At 67.7% G+C, this 22861-nt stretch carries 19 protein-coding genes; 4 read left to right on the top strand and 15 right to left on the bottom strand.

The genetic code is table 11. The features are described 5' to 3' along the window. Window positions 1-2: 2 nt before the first annotated feature. Window positions 3-839, top strand: coding sequence for an IclR family transcriptional regulator (locus ACUDCK_RS07915; RefSeq protein ID WP_054501359.1), 837 nt, complete (start codon window positions 3-5; stop codon window positions 837-839). Here ACUDCK_RS07915 and ppa read toward each other — a convergent pair whose 3' ends face one another. From ppa to metE, 13 genes are all read right to left on the bottom strand, one after another. Next, window positions 840-1370, bottom strand: a complete 531-nt coding sequence (ppa, locus tag ACUDCK_RS07910) for an inorganic diphosphatase (RefSeq protein ID WP_049072482.1) — start codon at window positions 1368-1370, stop codon at window positions 840-842. A gap of 28 nt (window positions 1371-1398) precedes the next feature. Beyond that, window positions 1399-3006, bottom strand: coding sequence for a heme biosynthesis HemY N-terminal domain-containing protein (locus ACUDCK_RS07905; RefSeq protein ID WP_064522679.1), 1608 nt, complete (start codon window positions 3004-3006; stop codon window positions 1399-1401). A gap of 5 nt (window positions 3007-3011) precedes the next feature. Continuing rightward, complete coding sequence (locus ACUDCK_RS07900; protein ID WP_054501361.1) at window positions 3012-4202, bottom strand: uroporphyrinogen-III C-methyltransferase; 1191 nt, start codon at window positions 4200-4202, stop codon at window positions 3012-3014. Between the two features lie 37 nt (window positions 4203-4239). Continuing rightward, entirely contained in the window at window positions 4240-5052 is an 813-nt protein-coding gene (locus tag ACUDCK_RS07895; protein WP_175168283.1) for a uroporphyrinogen-III synthase, read from the bottom strand. After that, complete coding sequence (gene hemC, locus ACUDCK_RS07890; protein WP_175168284.1) at window positions 5052-5999, bottom strand: hydroxymethylbilane synthase; 948 nt, start codon at window positions 5997-5999, stop codon at window positions 5052-5054. The genes ACUDCK_RS07895 and hemC overlap by 1 nt, the downstream gene beginning before the upstream one ends. Before the next feature lie 6 nt (window positions 6000-6005). Next, window positions 6006-6131, bottom strand: coding sequence for a hypothetical protein (locus ACUDCK_RS07885; RefSeq protein ID WP_258955702.1), 126 nt, complete (start codon window positions 6129-6131; stop codon window positions 6006-6008). Next, window positions 6118-6837, bottom strand: coding sequence for a TerC family protein (locus tag ACUDCK_RS07880; protein ID WP_049072474.1), 720 nt, complete (start codon window positions 6835-6837; stop codon window positions 6118-6120). Before ACUDCK_RS07880 ends, ACUDCK_RS07885 begins: the two co-directional genes overlap by 14 nt. A 104-nt stretch (window positions 6838-6941) precedes the next feature. Next, window positions 6942-7640 carry a TerC family protein gene (locus tag ACUDCK_RS07875; RefSeq protein WP_054501364.1) on the bottom strand — a complete coding sequence of 233 codons (699 nt, stop codon included), beginning with the start codon at window positions 7638-7640 and terminating at the stop codon, window positions 6942-6944. 247 nt (window positions 7641-7887) lie between these two features. Beyond that, window positions 7888-8769 carry a succinate--CoA ligase subunit alpha gene (gene sucD / locus ACUDCK_RS07870; protein ID WP_006388410.1) on the bottom strand — a complete coding sequence of 294 codons (882 nt, stop codon included), beginning with the start codon at window positions 8767-8769 and terminating at the stop codon, window positions 7888-7890. A 25-nt stretch (window positions 8770-8794) separates the two neighbouring features. Beyond that, a complete protein-coding gene (gene sucC / locus ACUDCK_RS07865; protein ID WP_006388409.1) occupies window positions 8795-9955 on the bottom strand; it encodes an ADP-forming succinate--CoA ligase subunit beta in 1161 nt (386 codons plus the stop codon). A gap of 10 nt (window positions 9956-9965) precedes the next feature. Then, entirely contained in the window at window positions 9966-10568 is a 603-nt protein-coding gene (locus ACUDCK_RS07860; protein ID WP_049072472.1) for a DUF2889 domain-containing protein, read from the bottom strand. A gap of 142 nt (window positions 10569-10710) precedes the next feature. Beyond that, window positions 10711-14682 (bottom strand): Pls/PosA family non-ribosomal peptide synthetase, encoded by a 3972-nt coding sequence (locus ACUDCK_RS07855; RefSeq protein WP_175168285.1) that lies wholly within the window; start codon window positions 14680-14682, stop codon window positions 10711-10713. A gap of 161 nt (window positions 14683-14843) precedes the next feature. After that, on the bottom strand, window positions 14844-17141 hold the full coding sequence (gene metE / locus ACUDCK_RS07850) for a 5-methyltetrahydropteroyltriglutamate--homocysteine S-methyltransferase (protein ID WP_175168286.1): 2298 nt from the start codon (window positions 17139-17141) through the stop codon (window positions 14844-14846). A 194-nt stretch (window positions 17142-17335) separates the two neighbouring features. On the opposite strand from metE, the gene ACUDCK_RS07845 reads away from it, so the two are divergent. Continuing rightward, window positions 17336-18253, top strand: a complete 918-nt coding sequence (locus ACUDCK_RS07845) for a LysR family transcriptional regulator (RefSeq protein ID WP_054501368.1) — start codon at window positions 17336-17338, stop codon at window positions 18251-18253. Between the two features lie 68 nt (window positions 18254-18321). Here the strand turns inward: ACUDCK_RS07845 and recX are convergent, their stop codons facing one another. Further along, window positions 18322-19059: a recombination regulator RecX gene (gene recX / locus ACUDCK_RS07840; RefSeq protein ID WP_175168287.1), complete on the bottom strand. Its 738-nt coding sequence runs from the start codon at window positions 19057-19059 to the stop codon at window positions 18322-18324. A gap of 101 nt (window positions 19060-19160) precedes the next feature. Beyond that, window positions 19161-20225: a recombinase RecA gene (gene recA / locus ACUDCK_RS07835; protein WP_054417614.1), complete on the bottom strand. Its 1065-nt coding sequence runs from the start codon at window positions 20223-20225 to the stop codon at window positions 19161-19163. A gap of 380 nt (window positions 20226-20605) precedes the next feature. On the opposite strand from recA, the gene ACUDCK_RS07830 reads away from it, so the two are divergent. Together ACUDCK_RS07830 and ACUDCK_RS07825 are read left to right on the top strand one after the other, a co-directional pair. Beyond that, entirely contained in the window at window positions 20606-21295 is a 690-nt protein-coding gene (locus ACUDCK_RS07830) for a response regulator transcription factor (RefSeq protein WP_006393745.1), read from the top strand. A 115-nt stretch (window positions 21296-21410) separates the two neighbouring features. Continuing rightward, a complete protein-coding gene (locus tag ACUDCK_RS07825; protein ID WP_116791107.1) occupies window positions 21411-22787 on the top strand; it encodes a sensor histidine kinase in 1377 nt (458 codons plus the stop codon). Window positions 22788-22861: the final 74 nt, after the last annotated feature.

Genomic DNA, 22861 nt, shown 5'->3' with positions numbered 1-22861 from the left:
CAATGAGCACTCCCGATCGCATGTTGTCCATCCTCGACCTCTTCCGCGACGACACCACCGCCGCGTTCCAGGAGGACGTCATGGCGCATCTGGAGTGCTCGCGCGCCACCGCCTACCGCTATCTCAAGTCACTCACCGAAAGCGGCCTGCTGGCGCCGACCGCCGGCGGCGCCTACGTGCTCGGCTCGCGCATCATCGAGCTGGACCGGCACCTGCGCCAGCACGACCCGCTGATGCGCGCGGCCCGCGACGTCATGCGCGCCACGGGCGACGAACTCAACGCCAACCTGATGCTGTGCAGCTACTACGGCGACAAGGTCATGTGCGTGGACCGCTACTGGACCGACCATTCCATCGAATCCAGCTACGCGCGCGGCCGCCCCTTCCCCATGTTCCGCGGCGCCACCGCCAAGCCCATCCTGGCCAATCTGCCGCCTTACCAGTTGCGCAACCTGATGCTGTGGCACGCCGCCGAAATCCGCGAGGCCGGGCTGGGCGAAGACTGGGATGCGTTCCGCGCCAACATCAAACGGCTGCGCGCAGCCGGCGTGTGCGTGTCGCACGGCGAGGTCGACCCGGGCCTGATGGGGATCGGCTCGGCGATCTTCACGCCCGACCAGAAGGTGGTGGGCAGCCTGGTGTTCATCGCCGCCGAGGCGCGCACGCCCGCCAAGCGGCTGGCGCTGCTGCAGGAACGCATTCAGGAGGCGGCGGCGCAGGTGACGCAGAATCTGCAGGGCCTGCAAGACAACGGCGCGGCGGCGATCGGCATCATGCCGTCGCGGCCGCGCCGCCTGAAGGCGCCCGCCGGTGCGACACCGGCGCGGCGCAAGGCCTGATCAGCCCTTGTTGTAGCGCTCGGCGCTCTTGAGGATTTCCTCGTGGGCGGCGTCAACGCCCTTCCAGCCCTTGACCTTGACCCACTTGCCCTTCTCCAGGTCCTTGTAGTGCTCGAAGAAGTGTTGGATGCGGGCCGTGTCTTCGGCCGGCAGGTCTTCGTACGACTTGATGTTGCGGTACGGGGGGTAGAGCTTTTCGATCGGCACGGCCAGCAGCTTGGCGTCGCCACCCGACTCGTCGTCCATTTCCAGCACGCCGATGGCGCGGCAGCGCACCACGGCGCCGATCTGGATGGGGAACGGCGTCAGCACCAGCACGTCGGCGGGGTCGCCGTCTTCCGACAGCGTTTGCGGGATATAGCCGTAGTTGCACGGGTAGTGCATGGCCGTCAGCATGAAGCGGTCGACGAAGATCGCGCCCGATTCCTTGTCGACCTCGTACTTCACCGGGTCGGCGTTCATGGGGATCTCGATGATCACATTGAAGTCTTCCGGCAGCTTCTTGCCGGGGGACACGCGGTCATAACTCATGATGGAACCTTGTCAGTCTGAAAGAGGATCAAAGCGAACCGTCGTCCTTGAACGGCGGCTTGGTGGTCGGGGCCGGCACCGCGGGCGCGGCCGGCTTGGGAGTGGCCGGCGGGGCCGGCGAATACGTCGGCACGGGGCTGTCGAACGCCGCGGCCGGGATCGGCGCGCTGTCGAAATATTCGTCGATGTCGGAGGTGCCGCCGACGACCGGCGCATCTTCCGGCGCCAGCGCGCGCGCCTGCTGCTCCTTGTTGGCGCGGGCGTCCGGGTCCAGCACGTAGTCCGACGCCGACGCGGCCACGGCCGGCGGCAACGCGGGATAGTCGCCGCCGATATCGGCGTCGATATCCGACAGGCCGACCGCGTACCCGCCCTCGGCGTCCAGGCGGTACGGGTCCGAGCCGGTATCCGCCGCCGGCAGCGCCGCGTCGGCGGCCAGCACGGGCAGCGCCATGCTGGCGGCGGTGGCGAGGCGCCAGTGGCGCACCGCATCGGCCGGACGGTCGAGACGGTCGTACAGGCTGCCCAGCAGCGCGTGCGTCTGCGCATCGCTACGGCGCGACAGGCTGCGCAGCAGGTAGCGTTCGGCCTGGCCCCACAACTGGCCGTTCAGGCACAGCATGCCCAGCGCGGTCAGCAGGTCGGGATCGGTGGGGCGCTGCTGCAGCCAGGTCTCGGCCTTGGCCAGCCGGCGCGAGACCTGCTCGGCGTCGCAGCGCGCGTAGGCGGCCACCAGGGCGGGGTTGAATTTGACGGCGATGGCGGCCTCGAGCACCTTGGCGGCTTCGTTGGCCTCGCCGGCCGCTTCGAAGGAGGCGGCGCCGGCCAGCGCGATCTCGGGCAGCAGGCGCTCCTCGGCCTTGAGGTCTTTCCAGATGGCGCGCCAGCCGTCGTTGGCGGCCGCCGCACGCAAGCGCGCCGCGCCGGCCACGTCGATCAGATGGTCGCCCTCGGTGCGCGCCAGAGCATTGCGGCGCAGCAGGCCGCGCGCCAGCGTGAAGACCTGTTCGTCATGATGCAGGGCCGTGTGCGCGCGCAGCAGCAGGCGCATGGTATGCAGGTGGCGCGCGCCGCCGTCGGCCAGCGGCGCCAGCACGGCCAGCGCGCGCTCGGCGCGGCCCTGGTCCAGCAGCATGTCGGCCGACACCGTCGCGGTGGCTTCCACCAGGCCGGGGTCGGTGCCGGCCTGCTCCTGCGCGGTCGCCAGCAGGCGGTCGCGGCGGTCGAATTCCCCCAGGCCATGCGCGGCACGGGCGGCCGACAGCGCGGCCAGCACGCGGCGGGTCTGCACCTTGGTCTGCTCGAGCAACTTGGTCAGGTCTTTTTCGGCGTGCGAATAACGGCCTTCGAGCAGGCCGATCCAGCCGCGCTCGAGCAACTCGTGATCGCGGGCCTGGGCGCGCTTGCCGCGCCAGGCGCGGACGCGATCAGGGATGGCAAGCAGCCAGGCCAACAGGCGCAGGCCGACGTACAGCACGACGAAGGCGGCCACGATCAGCAGCACGGCCAGCGTCAGCGACATCGAGATGCGCCACGGCCAGACCAGCAGCAGCACGTTGCCGGAATGGGAACGCAGCACCACCGCCAGGGCGACGGCGATGACGGCGAGCAGCAGAGTCCAGAACCAGGTACGCATGGGCCTCAGTCCTGATCGCTGGTCTTGAAGCCGGCGGCGCGCAGCGCGGCCACGGCGTTCAGGCTGTCGGACACGTCGGGCATGCGCACCGCGATATCGGTCTGCGCCAGTTCGCGGGCCAGGTTCTGGGCCGCGACCGTGTCAGGCGAACGGGTGTCGAAGTACTTGGCCAGCGTGGCGCCGACGTTGTCGAGCTCGCTTTTCCAGACCGCGGGCTGGCGCATCAGCATGGCCAGTTGCACGGTCAAGAGGCGCTGGCGCAGCGTGCCGCGCACCTGGTCGGCCTGTTCCGGCGACAGCAGCAGCGCCGCGGGTTCGTCAACGCGCTGGATCGAGATCAGGCCGCCAAGCTCATGTGCCAGCGCCGAGCCGGCGCGGCCCGGCCACGAGGCCACTTCGGCTCGCCAGCGCTGCCACCAGGCCGCGTCGGCCGGCAGGCCGGCCTGAGGGTCGACCGGGGCGGGGGCCGGGGTCGCGGGGCGAGTCTCGCCGGCGGCGATGCCGGGCGCGGCGGCGTCCGGCACCAGCAGCGGCGCCTTGCCGACCAGGGCCGTCAGGCGCTCGATGCGGGCTGACTGCGCCGGAATGTCGACGGTGGACACGGCGCGCAGGCGGTCCAGGTCGCCGTTGATGGCCTGCTGCAAGCTGGAGAAGCGCGGGCGGTCGGCTCGCGCCAGGCGCGATTGCGCGGTTTCCAGCGCGACGATGGCGTTGGAGACGTTGCCGGCCAGCCGGAGTTGCTGGCTGCCGATGGTAAGCAGGCGCTCGACGTCGTTGGCCAGCAGTTCGTCGCTCGCGCTGTCGTTGAAGTTCTGCCAGGCCTGTTGCAGGGCGTTGTACTGGCTCTGGGTCTCGCGCACGCTGTCTTCGAGGTCACCCAGGCGACCGGCCTGGGCTTGCGCCAGGGCCAGGGCTTCGCGAGTGTCCTTGCGCGCCTGCGCCACGTCGGCGGCCAGCGTGTCCAGGCGCGAGGCGACCTCACGGCCGGCGGCGACGAACTGCGTGCGTTGCTGCCACAGGGCATAGCCCAGCCCGACGGCGAGCAGGATGACGATGATGAGGGCAGTGACCAGGGGGCCACTGCCGCGCTTGGCCGGACGGGCCGTGACGGAATCGGCCGGGGCCGATGCGGGCGCGCTGGCGCCCGGGGCGGCCGGGTTAACGGCCGGATCGGTAGCGGGAGTCTTGTCTGTCATGACGCGATTGTATTCGGTGTCAGTCCGAAGCAACGAATCAAGCAGCAACAAAAGCCTGGAAAATCGACTCGTCGTTGGGCATGCAGATTTTTACCATTGCTTGCGAACCCGGATCAGATGCCGGCGACGGCACGCGCCGCGCCAGCGAAGGATGGGTCAGGACAAAGCCGCAACCGCGCCACCAGGCGGCCAGCCCGGCCGCCTGCAACTGGTCGCGCACCGAGTCCGCGCCCTCGCCGCTGGTGATGAGCCAGGTGGCCGGCACGCCCTGCGCGGCCCAGCGCCGCAGGCGCCCAAGCTCGAACTCGTCCCATTGTGCCGGCAGGCGCCGGTAGGCCGCGTGACGTGTCACGGCGACGCCATGTGACTGCAATTGTTCGCTGAGCCAGTCCCGGCCCTGCGTGCCGCGCACCACCAACACCCGCGACGGCAGCCGTGGCAGGCCGCAAAGCACCTCCCAGAGCGCCTCGGAATCGTGGCTGGCGGCCTGGTCGCCGGGATGCAGGACTGTTGTATTCGCGCCAAAACCCGGCAGCCCCGCCAGCCCTGCGGCGCTGGCCGGTCCGACCGTGGCGACGGCCACGCCCGCGGGCCAGGGCGCCGGACCATCCGCTCGGGCCAGTTGATCCAGGTATTGCCGGGCGGCATTGCCGCTGACGAACACCACCATGTCGTAGTCCGCCGGCCGCGGCAGGTCCGTGGCGGCGACGGACAGGGGGAGGATATCAAGCGCGGGCAGGATGCAGGGCGTCCAGCCCGCGGCGCGCAAGCGGTCGGCCAGGGCCTCGTTGCGACCGGCGGGCCGTGTCAGCACGGCCACGCGCGGCGCTTGGGCGGCGGCCCTGTCCATCAGTCCTCGGGGGATGCGTCTTGCAACAGCTCGTCGAGAATGGCCTGGGCGCCGGCATCGAACAACTCGGCGGCGACCGCCTCGCCGATCGCCTGCGCCTGGCCCACCGGACCGCTGCGCTCGGCGCGCAGGGTGCGCGTGCCGTCGGGCGACGCCACCAGCGCGCGCAGCGTCAGGCTGCCGCCGTGGATTTCGGCATAGGCCGCCAGCGGCACCTGACAGGAGCCGCCCAGCCGGCGCGACACCGCGCGTTCGGCCAGCGAGATCGCGGTCGCGGTGGCATCGTTCAGCGGCGCCAGCCAGGCACGCATATCGTCGCGATCGTCGCGGATCTCGATGGTCAGGGCGCCCTGCCCGGCCGCCGGCAGGCAATCCGAGGGATCGAGCAGGCAACGGATGCGATCCGTCAGGCCCAGCCGGTTCAGGCCGGCGGCGGCCAGCACGATGGCATCGTATTCGCCGCGGTCGAGCTTGCCCAGACGGGTATCGAGGTTGCCGCGCAGCGGCTTGACCGCCAGGTGCGGATAACGCGCGCGGATCTGCGATTCGCGGCGCAGGCTGGAGGTGCCGACGACGGCGCCGGCCGGCAGGTCGGCCAGCGTGTCGTAGCGATTGGAGACGAAGGCATCGCGCGGATCGGCGCGATCGAGCACGGCGCACAGTTCGAACGGCGCCTGCAGATCGACCGGCATGTCCTTCAGACAATGCACGGCCAGATCGGCGCGGCCGTCGAGCAGGGCGTTTTCGAGTTCCTTGACGAAGAGCCCCTTGCCGCCCACCTTGGAGAGGGTGCGGTCGAGGATCTGGTCGCCTCGGGTCGTCAGGGTGAGCAGTTCAACCGCGCACGCCGGGTACAGCGTGCGCAGTAGATCGCGCACATGCTCGGCTTGCCACAGGGCAAGCCGGCTGGCGCGGGTCGCGATGACCAAGCGTTGCGGCAGAGACACGAGGCGTCATCGAACGAAGTGGGAGACGATGACCGTCGCCACGACGCCCAGGATGGCCAGCACGAACAGGCCCTGCAGGAGGCTCAGGCCTGATTCGGATTGCTGGGGATCGGCGGATCTACGCAGACTCATGTACGGATTCCTTGGAGGCAGTTTTGCGGCTTGCCAGCCACCGTCCAAGGACAACAACGAGCAAGGCGCCGAAGATTTCTACGCCGATTTTAACCGCAGTGGGCTGGACGCCGAATTGACCTTCGACAAACACGTCCGTGACCAGCATGCCGCCCGCGATCCAGCCCAGCAGCGCCGCGCCGAAAGTCACCACCAGCGGATAGCGGTCGATCAGCTTCAGGACCAGCGTGCTGCCCCAGATGATGATAGGCACGCTCACGACCAGGCCGAAAATAACCAGACCGATCTGATGATCAGCGTGAGCATTCTGGGCCGCGCCGGCGATGGCGATGACGTTGTCCAGGCTCATCACGAAGTCGGCGATGATGATGGTCTTGATGGCGGCGATGATGGATGTGCCGCCCTTCACGTTGCCATGGGCGTCATCCTCGGGCACCAGCAGCTTGACGCCGATCCAGACCAGCAACAGGCCGCCCACCACCTTCAGGAACGGGATCGACAGCAGGGTCAGCGCAAAGGCGATCAGGACCACGCGCAGCAGGATGGCGCCGGCGGTGCCCCACAGGATGCCCTGCATGCGCTGCTTGGGCTCCAGGTTGCGGCACGCCAGCGCGATCACCACCGCGTTGTCGCCGCCGAGCAGGATGTCGATGAGGATGATCTGGAATACCGCTGCCCAACTCAGCGTCTGGAAAAACTCAAGCAATTTGAACCCCCGAAGGCATTTATCAAAATAAAGGCCGGCCCCGTGCCGGCCGGCCCGCCGCCGTGGCGGCGGGCTTGGAACAACGTATTATTGTAGTTCAGCTTTCAGTCAGCTTTCTGGCGCATCAGCAAAACTTTGCCGATCGCCAGTACCAGCACCGCGCCCAACGCTCCGGTCATGAGGGCGAAGCTGTGCTGGGTCACGCCCAATGCCGCATCGATGCGCGCCACCGGCTCCTGCAGGGCGGGATCACCCACCAGCAATTCGCCGGCGATGAAGCCCAACAACGCCGCGCCCACCCAGACGATGAGTGGGAAGCGTTCGATGACCTTGAGCAGCAGCGTGCTGCCGAAAATCACAAGCGGAATACTGATCGCCAGGCCCAGCACCAGCAGCGTGGTGTCGCCCATCGCCGCGGCGGCCACGGCCACCACATTGTCCAGGCTCATGACCAGATCGGCGATCATGATAGTGCGGATTGCGGTCAGCAGATTGCCATGGGTCTTGCCGTCCCCCTCTTCCTCGCCTTCCGGCAGCAACAGGGTCACGCCGATGTACACCAGCAGCAGTGCGCCGATGAGCTTGAGCCACGGCAGCATCAGCAGCTTGGCGGCCACCAGCGTCAGCACGATACGCATGATGATCGCGGCGGCCGAGCCGATCACGATCGCTTTCTTTTGCTGCGCCGGCGGCAGCGAGCGCGCGGCCAGCGCAATCACCACGGCGTTATCGCCCGACAGCAGAATGTTGACCCAAATGATCTGGAGCAACGCTAACCAGAATGCCGCTGAACTGAGTTCCATACCTCTCTTTCCTAGGACGTGATCCCCCTAGGACAAACCAAATGAATGGGTGGAAAAGACAAAAAGACGTACTGACCGTCTTGGTGCGAGCCCGACGGCATTCTTGCTGGGTACGTGCAGAATTTCTTTCATTATAGTTTCGTTCAGCTTTCCGTATGTTTCGCCGGCCGCATCATGGACACGGGATTTCCCTAGGCTGGAACGAAAAAAAGGCCCGCCGAGGCGGGCCTTCTTCATGCGCACAACCTTACAGCACCGACTTGAGCAGCTTGCCCATTTCGGAGGGGTTGCGCGTGGTGCGGATGCCGCAGGCTTCCATGACTTCCAGCTTGGCGTCGGCCGTGTCGGCGCCGCCGGAGATCAGCGCGCCGGCGTGGCCCATGCGCTTTCCGGGAGGGGCGGTGACACCGGCGATGAAGCCGACGACCGGCTTCTTCATGTTGTCCTTGGCCCACTGGGCGGCGTTGACTTCGTCCGGACCGCCGATCTCGCCGATCATGATGACGGCGTCGGTGTCGGGATCGTCATTGAACATCTTCAGGACGTCGACGTGCTTGAGGCCGTTGATGGGGTCGCCACCGATGCCGACGGCGCTGGATTGACCCAGGCCCAGCTCGGTGACTTGCGCCACGGCTTCGTACGTCAGGGTGCCCGAGCGGCTGACGATGCCGATGCGGCCCTTGCGGTGGATGTGACCGGGCATGATGCCGATCTTGATTTCGTCCGGGGTGATCAGGCCGGGGCAGTTCGGGCCCAGCAGCAGCGTCTTGCTGCCCTTGGCCTTCATGCGGTTCTTGACTTCCAGCATGTCGCGGACCGGGATGCCTTCGGTGATGCAGATCACCAGATCCAGTTCGGCCTCGACGGCTTCCCAGATGGCGGCGGCGGCGCCGGCGGGCGGCACGTAGATGACCGACACGGTGGCGCCGGTGTCGGCCTTGGCGTCCTTGACCGACGCGAAGATCGGCACGCCTTCGAAGTCCTCACCGGCCTTCTTGGGGTTCACGCCGGCCACGAAGGCGGCTTTGCCATTGGCGTACTCGCGGCACATGCGAGTGTGGAACTGACCGGTCTTGCCCGTGATGCCCTGGGTGATGACCTTGGTGTCCTTGTTGATCAGAATCGACATTTGTGAATCCTTGGATTTTTTCTCTTTACTTGACGGCGGCGACGACGCGGGTGGCGGCTTCGGCCATCGTGTCGGCGCTGATGATCGGCAGGCCCGACTCGGCCAGCATCTTCTTGCCGAGTTCTTCGTTGGTGCCCTTCATGCGCACGACCAGCGGCACGTTCAGGTTGACGGCCTTGCAAGCGGCGATCACGCCTTCGGCGATGACGTCGCAGCGCATGATGCCGCCGAAGATGTTGACCAGGATGGCCTTCACGCTCTTGTTCTTGAGCATGATCTTGAAGGCTTCCGTGACCTTCTCGGCCGTGGCGCCGCCGCCGACGTCCAGGAAGTTGGCCGGCTCGCCGCCGAACAGCTTGATGGTGTCCATGGTGGCCATGGCCAGGCCGGCGCCGTTCACCAGGCAGCCGATGTTGCCGTCGAGCTGGATGTAGGCCAGGTCGAACTTCGAGGCTTCGATTTCAGCCGGATCTTCTTCGTCCAGGTCGCGGTAGGCGACGATTTCCGGGTGACGGAACAGGGCGTTGGAGTCGAAGTTGAACTTGGCGTCCAGGGCGATGATGTTGCCCTTGCTGTCGCGGTTCAGGGGGTTGATTTCGACCAGCGAGGCGTCGGTGTCCATGTAGCACTTGTAGAGCTTCTGGAACACGTCCACGGCCTGGGCGGTCGAGTCGGCGGGCAGGCCGATCGCGTTGGCGATCTTGGTGGCTTGCTCGGCCGACAGGCCGGTCAGCGGATCGATGTATTCGGTGACGATCTTCTCGGGGGTGGAGTGGGCCACTTCCTCGATGTCCATGCCGCCTTCGCTGGAGGCGATGAAGGCGACCTTCTGGGTGGCGCGGTCGGTGACCAGCGACACGTAGTATTCCTTCTGGATGTCGGCGCCGTCTTCGATGTACAGGCGGCGGACCTTCTGGCCTTCCGGGCCGGTCTGGTGCGTGACCAGTTGCATGCCCAGGATTTCGGAGGCGAGCTTGCGCACGTCGTCCAGCGAGCGCGCCAGCTTCACGCCGCCGCCCTTGCCGCGGCCGCCCGCGTGGATCTGTGCCTTGACGACCCAGACCGGTCCACCCAGCTTTTCAGCGGCAGCCACGGCCTCGTCGACGGAAAGAGCGGGAATCCCGCGCGGCACCGGGATGCCAAATTGCTTCAGCAGTTCCTTGCCTTGATACTCGTGGATTTTCATGTGTTACCTGTCAGGACGTATGAGAAAGAGAAGGTGAATCGGAGGTCGAATCGGCCGATGCCTCAGCGCTACCCCCGGTGTACCACTTGGGATAGTGCTCAGCCACCACCGGGCCGTCGGTGCTCAGGGCATGACAGCCGTCCAGTTGGAACGGACGCCGGTTCGGGTTGCTTTCCTGCCGCCGGCGATTGGCCATGGTCTGCACCGCCGCGGTGGGAAGCACCTGCGACAGCTCGGTCATGTGCGTACAGCCCTCGACATGGCCGAAGCGTTCCTTGACCTGACGGCGGAACCCCTTGAGCAGGTTCATGCCGACCAGGTCAGCGTAGGCGGATTCGATGGCCATGCAGTGCTCGCCATAGGGAGCGGCATCATAGACGGCCCGCGCGGCCACGATGGTGAAATCGCCATCGATGGTGATGCGCAGGTGCATATGGTGGATGGGTTGCCCCGCCTTGAACATCTCGCCGTCGCGCTTGGGAAAATCGTACGCCTTGACGTCGATGAGCTCGGCTTCCAGGTCCCAGTTGCCGTCATCGCGCGCATACGACTGCACGCGTATGGAACGCGTGTGCAGCGGCTGGCGAGGACAATCCGGCGGTGGCAAGGGCATGCTTGGGGCCTGCGGGGCGAAGACGGCCGGCGCATGGTGCGCGGCAACAAAACCTTCAAAGTATAGCGCAGCCCGCCCTGCCCCGACGGTCAAAATGCGCGGCGCGAACGCCCGTCGCCCGGGCAGATCGCGCCGCGCCGCCTCAGCGTTGTGTCCACGGCGTGGCCGGACTGCCCATCCAGGCCTGCCCCGCCGGGATGCTTTCGCCCTTGAGCACCAGGGTCAGCGGGCCCAGGCGGGCCCCGTCCTCGACCCGGGTGTCATACAGGATGGTGCTGCGCGGGCCGACATTGACGCCGTTACCGATACGGACCTGCCCGATCTTCATGACGCGGTCCTCGAACAGGTGCGTCTGCGGCCCCGACCAGGCATGCAGCACGGCATCGTCCCCAATTGATACACAGTCGTATTCGGTGATGTCGGTGGTGTCCATGAACACCCGCCTGCCGATCCGCGCGCCCATGCAGCGCAGGGCCAGCGGCAGCCAGGGCGTGGCGCGCAGGAAATTGAAGAAGTTCGGCACCGCGATCGACTCATACAGGCTGGTCACGGCCTCGCTCTTCCACACGAACGGCGTCCACATTGGTTCGGCGTGCGGTCGGTAGCGGCCGATCAGCAGCCATTTGAGCGCCACCAGAAACAGGAAGGTGCCGACGCCATACAGCACGCCGGCCAGCATCAGTTCGTCGAACGCCGCCACGAAACCGTCGCGCGCCGCGATCGGGATGACCTTCATGACCGTCAGGTAGCCCACCGCGATCACCACGGCCAGCGGCAGAATCATGCGCATCAGCTCGACCGCGCCGCGCGCCACCTTGCGGCCCAGGCTGGGGCGGAAGGTCAGGTGCTCGGGAAAGCCGGCCGCCTGCTCCCGCGCCGGCAGCGCCAGCGGCGGATTGCCGAGCCAGGTCTGGCCGCTGGCCATGCGGGCATTGGCCGGCGCCCGGCTCTGCACGCCGATCAACACGTCGTCGGGCAGCACCGAGCCGTCCGGCACGTAGGCGCCGTTGCCCACGAAACTGCGATTGCCGATGACGGTGGGTCGCATGGTCATCCAGCCCCGGTCGACCTCCTCGTCGCCCAGCATCACGCCATCGGCAATGAAGCTGTCGCGGCCCAGCGTCAGCATGTCCGGCACGATGCCCATCGCGGTCGAGATTTCGGTGCCGCGCCCCACCTTCGCGCCCAGCAGCCGATACCAGGTGCCGGCATAGATCGAGGCGTACAGGCCGTGCAGCACGCTCAGGCTGGACTCCTGGATCTGGTTGGTGAGCCAGCGCCGCAGATAGATCTGGCCATAGACCGGCCAGCGCCCGCCGCTCAAGCGCGGCAGCAACGCCCAGCGCAGCATGGCCGAGACCAGCACGGTCAGCAGCAGCAGCAAGGCGCTGGCCGGCAAGGCCAGCAGCAGATAGGCCAGGAACGCATTCGGCCACCAGACGCGCGAGCCCATCAGGTCGAGCCAGCGCGCGTCGATCCAGTCGATCAGCACGAAGCTGGGAAACACGGGCATGAAGAACAGCGCGGCGATCAGCGTGCCGCCGGCGGCGTAGGCCAGCATGTCGAGCCGCGCCCAGCGCCCCTCGCGCACCGGCCGCGGCGGCAGCTCGGGGGCGCGCGCCAGCGGGTCGTGCCGCGCCGGCGCGCCGCTCCAGATCTGGCCGGCGGGGATGCGCGCGCCGGCCGCCAGGGACGACAGCCCTTCGAGCCGGCCGTCGGCCTCGATCGTGACGCCGCCCTGCAGCACCGCATACGAGCCCACGTAGGCGTTCTCGCCCAGCGTGATCGGCGCCACCTCCCAGTGCGCGCCGTGGACCTCGAAATTCTCCAGGTTCACGGCCGCGCCGACGCTGACGCCGTCGGCCACCGTCAGCAGGTCGGGCGCCCGCACCGAAATGCGGCTGATGGCGGTATCGCGGCCGATGCGCGCGCCCAGCGCCCGCAGGTACCAGGCCTGCAGCGGCGAGCCCGCCAACAGGTGCGCCGGCGGAATGTCGAGGATGCGGTCGACCAGCCACCAGCGGTAGAAGGTCCAGCCATAGAGCGGATAGCGGCCCGCCTTGAGCCGGCCCAGGATGCCCCACTTGCAGACCACCGCGACGCCGAAGCTGAGCAGGTTGCAGGCCAGGTAGCTGGCGATCGACAACGCCACCGCGCGCCAGACCGAGTCGCCCTCGTCGCCGGTGAAGTAGTGATACGTGAAGAACGGCGTCAGCCAGATCAGCATGCGCACGCCGATCAGGAGCGGCAGCACCGCCAACTGCGCCAGGCCGCAGGCCCAGCGCCGCCATTCCGGCGCGCGCTCGATCGGCGTCGGCTGGAGCGGCGCCGCCGCGGCCGCCGATTCGGCCGCCAGCGTGTCGAGCCGCGCCGCCAACGCGCCCAGCACGGAATGCTGGTAGAGCTCGTGCATGGTCAGCGCGGAAAACTGCGGATGCTTGCGCAGCGACGACACCAGCCGCGCGGCCAGCAGCGAATGGCCGCCCAGGTCGCGGAAGAAATCGCTGGCCAGCCGCAGCGGCTGGCCGGGAAACAACGGCCGCAGGGCTTCGAACAAGGCGTGCTCGGCGGGCGAGACCGGCGTGTCGTCTTCGCCGCTGGGCTCGGAGGCGGTGGCCAGCTCGCGTGCCTTCAGCGCCTTGCGGTCGATCTTGCCCGAGGTCAGGCGCGGCACCTCGGCCACCAACTCGAAGCGGGCCGGAATCATGTAAGCGGGCAGCTCCGCGGCCAGCGCGGCGCGCAGCGCGTGCGGATCGAGCCGCGCGTCACCCTCGGGGGTTAGGAACGCCACCAGTTGGTCGATGCCCGCCAGGTCGCGCAGCACCACGGCGGCCGCGCCAATGCCGGCCTGCCGGTACAGCGCGGCCTCGATCTCGCCCAGTTCGACACGAAAGCCGCGCACCTTGACCTGGTCATCGCTGCGGCCCAGGCACTGGATCTGGCCGTTTTCGTCGATGCGCGCCAGGTCGCCGCTGCGGTACATGCGGGTGTCGTGGTCGCCGCTCGGACGCGGATTGGCCAGGAACTTCTCGGCCGTCAGTTCGGGCCGCCCCAGATAGCCGCCGGCCACGCCAGGGCCGGTGATACAGAGCTCGCCGGTCTGGCCCTGCGGCAGCACGGCGCCGTCCTCGCCGCGGATCAGCATGCCGTAGTTGGGCAGCGGCGTGCCAATGGTCACGGGCTGGCCCGGCAGCAGCTCGGCCAGGCTGGCCGATACGGTGGTCTCGGTCGGGCCATAGGTATTGAACAGCCGGCGACCCGGCGTGGCCCAGCGCTGCACCAGGAATTCCGGGCACATCTCCCCGCCCAGGTTGACGATGCGCAGGCCAGGCACGTCGCGCGCGAACAGCGCCAGCAGCGTCGGCACCGCATGCAGCACCGTCACGCCCTCGCGCACCAGCGCATCGGGCAATGCCTCGGGATCCGTGGTCAGCATCTTGGGCGCCACCCAGAGCGTGGCGCCGACCAGGTAGCTGATCCAGATTTCCTCGAACGACATGTCGAAGGCCACCGAAAACCCTTGGTACACCTTGTCGCCGTGGCGCACGCCCAGCACTTCGTTTTCGCTGCGCAGGAAATGGCAGATGCTGGCCTGGCTGATGGGCACGCCCTTGGGCTTGCCAGTCGACCCCGAGGTGTAGATCACGTAGGCCGGGTGCTCCGGCAGCAGGCCGTCGCGCCGGCGCAGCGGCGCATCGACCGCCACCGACAGCTCCCAGGTGGTCCAGGTGATCATGCCGTCCAGGCGCACGTCGCCGCCCGCAACCAGGCCGCGCGCGCCCGCATCCTGCAGGCAAACCAGCATGCGGTCGGGCGGCGTGTCGGATTCGAACGGCAGCCAGGCCGCGCCCGCCTTGGCGATGGCGGCCTGCATCACGAGCAGGTCGTCGCCGCGCGGCAGGCACAGGCCGACGATGTCGCCCGGCCGCACGCCGGCCTCGATCAGGTGGTGCGCGGCCAGGTCGGCGCGCCGCCCGAGCGCTTCGTAGGTGAGAGTCTGATCCAGCCAATGAATGGCCGCGGCGGCGGGATACCGCAGGATCGTGGCTTCCAGAATATCGGGCAGCGTCTCCGCGGCAAGCAGATCCGGCCGATAGGGGCCTTGGAGAATCATAGGTACGGCGACAATCCAGCAGAAGGGATGTTTTGCCTATTGACCCACAAGGCGCCAATTCGTTCAAGCGCCAATGAAAAAAACCCCTGTGGTGTGCATCCCGCGCACAACACAGGGGTTCCGGGCTGCCGGACCCGGGAGACTGGCCCGAGCGTGGCGGCTCAGGCGGCGTCGCGCAGCGCGCGAGCGGCTTGCACCATGCCGCTCAGCGCGGCTTCGGTTTCGGGCCAGGCGCGCGTCTTCAGGCCGCAGTCCGGATTGACCCACAGCCGCTCCTTAGGCAGGCGGGCGGCGGCCTTCTGCATCAGGCCGACCATCCAGTCCACTTCGGGCACGTTGGGCGAATGGATGTCGTAAACGCCCGGGCCGATATCGTTGGGGTAGCGGAAGTCCTCGAACGCCTTGAGCAATTCCATGTTGGAGCGCGACGTCTCGATCGTGATCACGTCCGCGTCCATGGCGGCGATCGATTCGATGATGTCGTTGAACTCCGAATAGCACATGTGCGTGTGGATCTGCGTCTCGTCGCGCACGCCGGCGGTCGACAGACGGAAGCAGTCCACCGCCCAGTCCAGGTATGCCTGCCAGTCGGCGCGGCGCAACGGCAGGCCTTCGCGGATCGCCGGCTCGTCGATCTGGATGACGCTGATGCCAGCGGCCTCCAGGTCCACCACCTCGTCGCGCAGCGCCAGCGCCAGTTGGCGGCAGGTCTGTTCGCGCGGCTGGTCGTCGCGCACGAACGACCACTGCAGAATGGTGACCGGCCCGGTCAGCATGCCCTTGACCGGCTTGTCGGTCAGCGACTGGGCGTACGAGGACCAGCCGACGGTCATGGGCGCGGGCCGGGCCACGTCGCCGAAGATGATCGGCGGCTTGACGCAGCGCGAGCCGTAGCTCTGCACCCAGCCATTCTTGGTGAAGGCGAAGCCGGCCAGCAGCTCGCCGAAGTATTCCACCATGTCGTTGCGCTCGGGTTCGCCGTGCACCAGCACGTCCAGGCCGACCTTCTCCTGGAAGCGGATCACTTCCTCGATTTCCTTGCGGATGGCGGTCTCGTAGGCCGCGTCCGTCAGCGCGCCCGACTTCCAGTCGCGGCGCAGCGCACGGATCTCGGCGGTCTGCGGGAACGAACCGATGGTGGTGGTCGGATAGGCCGGCAGGCCCAGTTCCTCCTGCTGACGGGCGATGCGGCCGGCGAATGGCGCGCGGTCACGCGACACGCTGGCCGACTCGGCCATGCGCTGCGCCACCGAGGGATTGTGGATGCGGCTCGACGAGCGGCGCGCGGCCAGGGCGGCGCGCTGCCTGGCCAGGCCTTCCTGCACGCCGGCATCAGCCGCGCCGTCCAGCGCGCGACCCAGCAGGCTCAGTTCTTCAAGCTTCTGCGCCGCGAACGACAGCCAGCTCTTGAGTTCGGCGTCCAGCTCGGTTTCGTTGGCCAGATCCACCGGCACGTGCAGCAGCGAGCACGACGGCGCCAGCCACAGGCGCTCGCCCAGTTGCTGCCTGACCGGCGTCAGCGTGGCGAGGGCGGCGTCCAGGTCGGTGCGCCAGATGTTGCGGCCGTTGATGACGCCGGCGGACAGCACTTTGTCCGAGCCCAGGCCGGCCAGCACGTCGGCCAGTTGTTCGGGAGCGCGCACCAGATCCACGTGCACGCCGGCCACCGGCAGCGCCAGCGCCGTGCTCAGATTGTCCTTGAGGCCGTCGAAGTAAGTGGCGATCAGCAGCTTGACCGGGCTGGTCGACAGCGTGGCGTACACCTGCTTGAAGGCGTCGCGCCAGGCCTGCGGCAGGTCCAGCACCAGGATCGGCTCGTCGATCTGCACCCACTCCACGCCCAGCTTGGCTACGCGCGCCAGCACCTCTTCGTACACGGGCACCAGGTGGGCCAGCAGTTGCAGCTTGGCCGTATCGGCCGCGCCCTCGCCGAAAGCGTCGCCCTTGCCGAGGAACAACCAGGTCAGCGGCCCCGGGATCACCGGTTTGACGGCGTGGCCCAATGCCTGCGCTTCCCCGATCTGCTCGAACAGCGATTCACGGGCGATGCGAAAGCTCTGGCCCGGCACCAGCTCCGGCACGATGTAGTGGTAGTTGGTGTCGAACCACTTGGTCATTTCGCAGGCGGCGGCGGGCTTGCCCGACGGGGCGCGGCCGCGTCCCATGCGGAACAGCGTATCCAGCGAGACCGGTTCGTTGTCCTTCTGGCCGAAGCGCGCGGGCACGGCGCCCAGCAGCGTGGTCCATTCCAGGATCTGGTCGTACCAGGCGAAATCGCCGACGGGCACGAACTTGACGCCAGCGTCGGCCTGTACCTTCCAGTGCCGGGCGCGCAGCTCGCGGCCCGTCTGCTCCAGCGCTTCGCCGGTCTGCTTGCCCGCCCAGTAGGCTTCGACAGCGCGCTTCAGTTCCCGCTGGGCACCAATGCGGGGGAACCCCAAATTATGAATCGTAGTCATGGCAATCCCGTCGTCAGACAAAATTTGTTCAAGTGCCAGCCATTCTGACGCCAAAGCAAAATGAATCAAAATCAATGTCTACATTTATAAGATGAAAAAACCTCATATAATGTGAGCACACTCCCTCCGGGGCTGGCAGTCCCGGCCGCGGATCGCCACGCCCTTCACACCCTCATCCTCGCCGTTGCCGCCCCATGCTGGAAATCCGCCATCTCGAAACGCTGACCGCCATCCGTGAAGGCGGCAGCCTGCAGGAAGCCGCCGACCGCCTGCACCTGACCCAGTCAGCCCTGTCACACCAACTGCGCGATCTGGAGACCCGCCTGGGCACGCCGCTGCTGAACCGCCGCACCCGCCCCGCCCGCCTGACCACCGCGGGCCTGCGCGTGCTGGCGCTGGCCGACGAAGTGCTGCCGCGCATCCGCGCCACCGAGCGCGAATTGCAGCGGCTGGCAGCCGGCCGCACCGGCCGCCTGCACCTGGCCATCGACTGCCATTCCTGCTTTCAGTGGTTGATGCCGGCGCTGGACGCGTTCCGCGCGCAATGGCCGGACGTGGCGCTGGATCTGTCGGCGGCGTTCTCGTTCGCCCCCCTGCCCGCGCTGGTGCGCGGCGATCTGGACCTGGTCATCACGTCCGATCCCCAGCAACTGGACGCCGTCGAATACCTGCCGCTGTTCAAATACGAGCTCGTGCTGGCCGTGTCCGAATCGAATCCGCTGGCCGGCAGCAAGTTCGTCATGCCGGACCAGTTGGCCGACCAGACGCTCATCACCTATCCGGTGGACAGGCAGCGCCTGGACATTTTCACGGCATTCCTGGATCCCGCCGATGTCGAACCCGCCGCGATCCGCAAGGCCGAACTCACGCCCATCATCGCGCAACTGGTGGCCAGCAATCGCGGCGTCGCGGCCCTGCCCAACTGGGCCCTGACCGAATACATGAACCAGGGTTGGCTGCGCCTGTGCCGCCTCGGCCCGCAGGGTGTGTGGCGAACGCTGTACGCGACGGTGCGCAGCGAAGATACCGACGCTTCGTACATCGACGAATTCCTGACGCTGACGCGCGACGTTTGTTTCAAAACGCTCAGCGGCATCAAGTCGGCAAAATAAGCGCGGCAGAAAAACAGGCGCGGCGGCCGGCGCATGCCGGCGCGCGCCGCGCCAAGCACGCGGCCGACTCAGTCGTCGTCGCCCGCCCCCAGGATGCGACGGATGACGTCATGCGCAAAGCCGCGGCTGGCCAGGAAGCGCGCCTGCTTGGCATAGGCGGCGCGGTCCTCGGGCCTGGCGCCGAAGCGTTTCTGCCAGACCTCGAGCGCGCGCTCGTATTCGGTGGCGCGCAATTGCTCGCGCAGCTCGGACACCTGGGCATCATCCACGCCGTGCTGGCGCAATTCCTGCACGATGCGGGCCGCCCCCTGGCGCGAGGCGCGGCGATGCACCAGGCTTTGCGCAAACCGCTCGGTCGACAGCCAGCCTTCCTTTTCCAGCGCGTCCAGCACGCGCTGGACCTCATCGGGGTCTTCGGCATGGGGCGCGAGTTTGCGCGCCAGCTCATCGCGGGCATGCTCGCGCCGCGACAGATAACCCACCGCGCGCATTTTCAGCGAGGGCCCCTTGGGGGGCGTGCGGGGCTTGTCTTCGGATGTCCGCGCCCCCTCGTCCGTGCCATCGCCGTCACCGTCCTTGCCACGCCGGCCGCGTCCGCTGGCCGCGCGCCGTTCGGAGCTGCGCTGCCACTGCGACGCCTGGGCGCTCGCGCCCTCTGGATCCTGGCCCGACGCCGCGGCGGATTCGGCCGCCCGCCGCAGGTCGGACGTGCGGCGCAGCCCCTCGGGCTTGGCCACGGTCTCGAATTCATCGTCCAGCCTGGCGCGCAGGCGATCAGCGGACGTGACGGGCGGTTTCCAGCTCATGCGCTTCCTCTATGTGCCAGCGGCAGGCCTCCCGGGACGGGAGCCTGCCGCTGGCGGCCGGACTGGCGAGCCCGGCGCTATCCGATGACGCGACGACGCGATTACTCGTCGCTGTCGTCTTCAGCGGTGGGCACGAATTCCGCGGCGCGGCTGACGATGCCCTGGTTCTCACGGACCCGGTTCTCGATCTCGATGGCCAGTTCCTTGTGTTCCTTCAGGTATTCACGGACATTGTCCTTGCCCTGGCCGATGCGGTTGCCGTTGTAGCTGTACCACGCACCCGACTTGTCCACCACGTTGGCGGCCACGCCCAGGTCGATGATTTCACCTTCGCGCGAGATGCCGGCGCCGTACATGATGTCGAACTCGGCCTGCTTGAACGGAGGCGCAACCTTGTTTTTGACGACCTTGACGCGGGTTTCGTTGCCGACGACCTCGTCGCCCTTCTTGATCGAGCCGATGCGGCGGATGTCCAGGCGCACCGAGGCGTAGAACTTGAGCGCGTTGCCGCCGGTGGTGGTTTCGGGGTTGCCGAACATCACGCCGATCTTCATGCGGATCTGGTTGATGAAGATGACCATGCAGTTGGTCTTCTTGATGGTGGCGGTCAGCTTGCGCAGCGCCTGGCTCATCAGGCGAGCCTGCAGGCCGGGCAGCGAATCGCCCATTTCGCCTTCGATTTCGGCCTTGGGCACCAGCGCCGCAACCGAGTCGACCACGATCAGGTCGACGGAGCCCGAGCGCACCAGCGCGTCGGTGATTTCCAGCGCCTGCTCGCCCGTGTCCGGCTGCGAGATCAGCAGATCGGCCAGGTTGACGCCCAGCTTCGAGGCGTACTGCACGTCCAGCGCGTGTTCGGCGTCGACGAAGGCGCAGGTGCCGCCCAGCTTCTGCATTTCGGCCACGACCTGCAGGGTCAGCGTGGTCTTGCCCGAGGATTCCGGACCGTAGATTTCCACCACGCGGCCGCGCGGCAGGCCGCCGACGCCCAGCGCGATGTCCAGGCCCAGCGAGCCGGTCGACACCACCTGGATGTCATGCGAGACCTCGTTGTCGCCGTAGCGCATGATCGAGCCCTTGCCGAACTGCTTTTCGATCTGCGAGAGCGCGGCGGCCAGCGCCTTGGCTTTTTCCGAAGCGGCGGCCTTGGTGGTTTTGTCGTCCATGTAGTGTCCTGTCAGGTCTGGGTCTGTAACGTATCGGGGCGCGGCACGGGGTGTCGGTCAGCGCGCGGGTTGTCGCAAGGGGTGATCGGGCCGTTGCCTGACAGTTGTTGCCAGAAAACTGGCAGTGCAAACTGTGGCGCTCAAGCGTGATCGGTAAAGCGATAGCGCAGATTATGGCATCGGATTGTACTGTACAAAAAACCAGTGTGCCACAGTTTTCCACGTATTCCCTGAGTGGGCAAGCCCGGTGCCGTATGACAGAATCGAGGAAAAAACTGGCGCTATGTCCCCATTGCGCTCCCGGCACGCCGCCCCGGCATCCCACCGAGGGCGGCACGCGTGCGCCGCTCACCCGGCGCCCTTCTTCTTTTCGACTGCCCATGCGCATCCTGATCGCGGAAGACGACAGCATCCTGGCCGACGGCCTGTCACGCTCGTTGCGCCACAACGGTTACGCGGTCGACGCCGTCCGCGACGGCCTGGCGGCCGATTCGGCGCTGGCGGCTCAGGCCTTCGACCTGCTGATCCTCGACCTGGGCCTGCCGCAACTGGCCGGCCTGGAGGTCCTGCGCCGGCTGCGCGCCCGCAATTCCGCCCTGCCCGTGCTGATCCTGACCGCCGCTGACAGTATCGAGCAACGCGTCAAGGGGCTGGACCTGGGCGCCGACGACTACATGGCCAAGCCCTTCGCCCTGTCCGAGCTGGAAGCCCGCGTGCGCGCCCTGACCCGCCGCGGCGCGGGCGGCGGCGCCACGCTGCTCAAGCATGGCCGGCTGGTGTTCGACCAGACCGGGCGCGTGGCCATGGTCGACGACCAGACGCTGGACCTGTCCGCGCGCGAGGTCAGCCTGCTGGAAATCCTGCTGACCCGCAGCGGGCGCATGGTCAGCAAGACCCAACTGGTGGACCACCTGTGCGAATGGGGCGAGGAAGTCAGCACCAATGCCATCGAGGTCTACGTGCACCGCCTGCGCAAGAAACTCGAGCCCAGCGGCGTGAAGATCGTGACGGTGCGCGGCCTGGGCTATTGCCTCGAACGGGACCAGGGTGCGGCCTACCTCGCAAGCTGAATCGCCACAGCCGGAAGCGCTCAACCAGGAAGCGCTGGATGTGATGCAGGCCGGGGCCCGCGGTCCCAGCTTCGCGCCGCCGCAACGCTCGCTCCTGGGCGAGATCCTCGACTGGATGCTGGCGCCCCTGTTCCTGCTGTGGCCGATGAGCGTCGCCATCACCTACGTGGTGGCGCAGAACATCGCCAACGTGCCCTACGACCGCGCGCTGGCCAACAACCTGCACGTGCTGACGCGCCAGGTGCACGCCCAGGATGGCCGCGCGGTGCTGCGGATGACCGACCCGGCGCGCGATGTGCTGCGCGCCGACGAGACCGACAGCGTGTTCTGGCTGGCGCTCGGCAGCCGCGGTGAATACCTGGGCGGCGACCGCGCCCTGCCCCTGCCCGCTTCCGTCGGCCAGCCGCGCCCCGGCGAGGTCCAGTACGAGGACGACACCCTGCGCGGCTTCGGCGTGCGCCTGGCCTTCACCTGGGTCGATCTGAACCTGCCCAATACCCAGCCGGCGCTCTTGATCGTGGCCGAGACGGTCGAAAAGCGCACCCAACTGGCCAACGACATCATCAAGGGCGTGATCATTCCGCAGTTCGTGGTGCTGCCGATCGCGGTGCTGCTGGTATGGTTCGGGTTGTCGCGCGGCGTGGCGCCACTCAATGCGCTGCAGCAGCGGCTGCGGGCGCGCCGGCCGGATGACCTGTCGCCGATCGACGAACGCGCCGCCCCCTCCGAGATCGCCCCGCTGGTCGCGGCCATGAACGACCTGCTCGACAGGCTGTCGGACAACGTCCAGGCGCAGCGCCGCTTCGTCGCCGATGCCGCGCACCAGTTGAAAACCCCGCTGGCGGGCCTGCGCACCCAGGCCGAGCTGGCCCTGCGCGATGCCAGTCCCGAGGAGATGCAGGCCAGCCTGCGCCAGTTGGTGACCGGCTCCGAGCGCGCCACCCGCCTGGTGAACCAGTTGCTGCTGCTGGCGCGGGCCGAAAACCCCAGCGCCATCGGACTGGCCGCCACCGACCTGAACGCCATCGCCTACGAACAGGCGATGCACTGGGTGCCGCAGGCGCTGTCGCTCGGCACCGACCTGGGCTTCGAAGGCTCGGAGACCCCGGTCGAGATCAACGGCAACCCGCTGCTGCTGGCGGAACTGCTCAACAACCTGGTGGACAACGCGCTGCGCTATACGCCGCGCGGCGGCCACATCACGGTGCGCGTGCAGGCGCAAGGCGACCAGGGCGTGCTGGAGGTCGAGGATTCCGGTCCCGGCATCGCCCCGGAAGAGCGCGAGCGCGTGTTCGACCGCTTTTACCGCGTGCTGGGCACGCTGTCGGACGGCAGCGGACTGGGTCTGGCCATCGTCCGGGAGATCGCGCAGAAGCACCAGGCCACCGTCGTGGTCACCGACCACCCGACGCCGCACTCGAACCTGCCGGGCACGCGCATCCGGGTCGTCTTCCCGCTCTACGTCGAACCCGTCGACGACCTCGGCGACTGAGGCCGGCCGACCCTGCCTGCCCCCCCGACGGGCGCCTCGCGCCGGCCCAGGCGTTTCCCGCCCGGCGTGGTCGC

It is taken from the genome of Achromobacter sp. CF-sbj1-Ac2-l (assembly GCF_052698165.1).
This window is presented reverse-complemented; position numbering and strand designations above follow the sequence as displayed.

Coding starts and splice junctions, on each gene's coding strand:
- ACUDCK_RS07900 (WP_054501361.1), bottom strand. CDS start 4,202: ATGACAGACAAGACTCCCGCTACCGATCCGGCCGTTAACCCGGCCGCC.
- sucC (WP_006388409.1), bottom strand. CDS start 9,955: ATGAAAATCCACGAGTATCAAGGCAAGGAACTGCTGAAGCAATTTGGC.
- ACUDCK_RS07855 (WP_175168285.1), bottom strand. CDS start 14,682: ATGATTCTCCAAGGCCCCTATCGGCCGGATCTGCTTGCCGCGGAGACG.
- ACUDCK_RS07915 (WP_054501359.1), top strand. CDS start 3: ATGAGCACTCCCGATCGCATGTTGTCCATCCTCGACCTCTTCCGCGAC.
- recA (WP_054417614.1), bottom strand. CDS start 20,225: ATGGACGACAAAACCACCAAGGCCGCCGCTTCGGAAAAAGCCAAGGCG.
- metE (WP_175168286.1), bottom strand. CDS start 17,141: ATGACTACGATTCATAATTTGGGGTTCCCCCGCATTGGTGCCCAGCGG.
- ACUDCK_RS07830 (WP_006393745.1), top strand. CDS start 20,606: ATGCGCATCCTGATCGCGGAAGACGACAGCATCCTGGCCGACGGCCTG.
- ACUDCK_RS07875 (WP_054501364.1), bottom strand. CDS start 7,640: ATGGAACTCAGTTCAGCGGCATTCTGGTTAGCGTTGCTCCAGATCATT.
- ACUDCK_RS07905 (WP_064522679.1), bottom strand. CDS start 3,006: ATGCGTACCTGGTTCTGGACTCTGCTGCTCGCCGTCATCGCCGTCGCC.
- sucD (WP_006388410.1), bottom strand. CDS start 8,769: ATGTCGATTCTGATCAACAAGGACACCAAGGTCATCACCCAGGGCATC.
- ACUDCK_RS07895 (WP_175168283.1), bottom strand. CDS start 5,052: ATGGACAGGGCCGCCGCCCAAGCGCCGCGCGTGGCCGTGCTGACACGG.
- ACUDCK_RS07825 (WP_116791107.1), top strand. CDS start 21,411: ATGCTGGCGCCCCTGTTCCTGCTGTGGCCGATGAGCGTCGCCATCACC.
- ACUDCK_RS07885 (WP_258955702.1), bottom strand. CDS start 6,131: ATGAGTCTGCGTAGATCCGCCGATCCCCAGCAATCCGAATCAGGCCTG.
- ppa (WP_049072482.1), bottom strand. CDS start 1,370: ATGAGTTATGACCGCGTGTCCCCCGGCAAGAAGCTGCCGGAAGACTTC.
- recX (WP_175168287.1), bottom strand. CDS start 19,059: ATGAGCTGGAAACCGCCCGTCACGTCCGCTGATCGCCTGCGCGCCAGG.
- ACUDCK_RS07860 (WP_049072472.1), bottom strand. CDS start 10,568: ATGCCCTTGCCACCGCCGGATTGTCCTCGCCAGCCGCTGCACACGCGT.
- ACUDCK_RS07845 (WP_054501368.1), top strand. CDS start 17,336: ATGCTGGAAATCCGCCATCTCGAAACGCTGACCGCCATCCGTGAAGGC.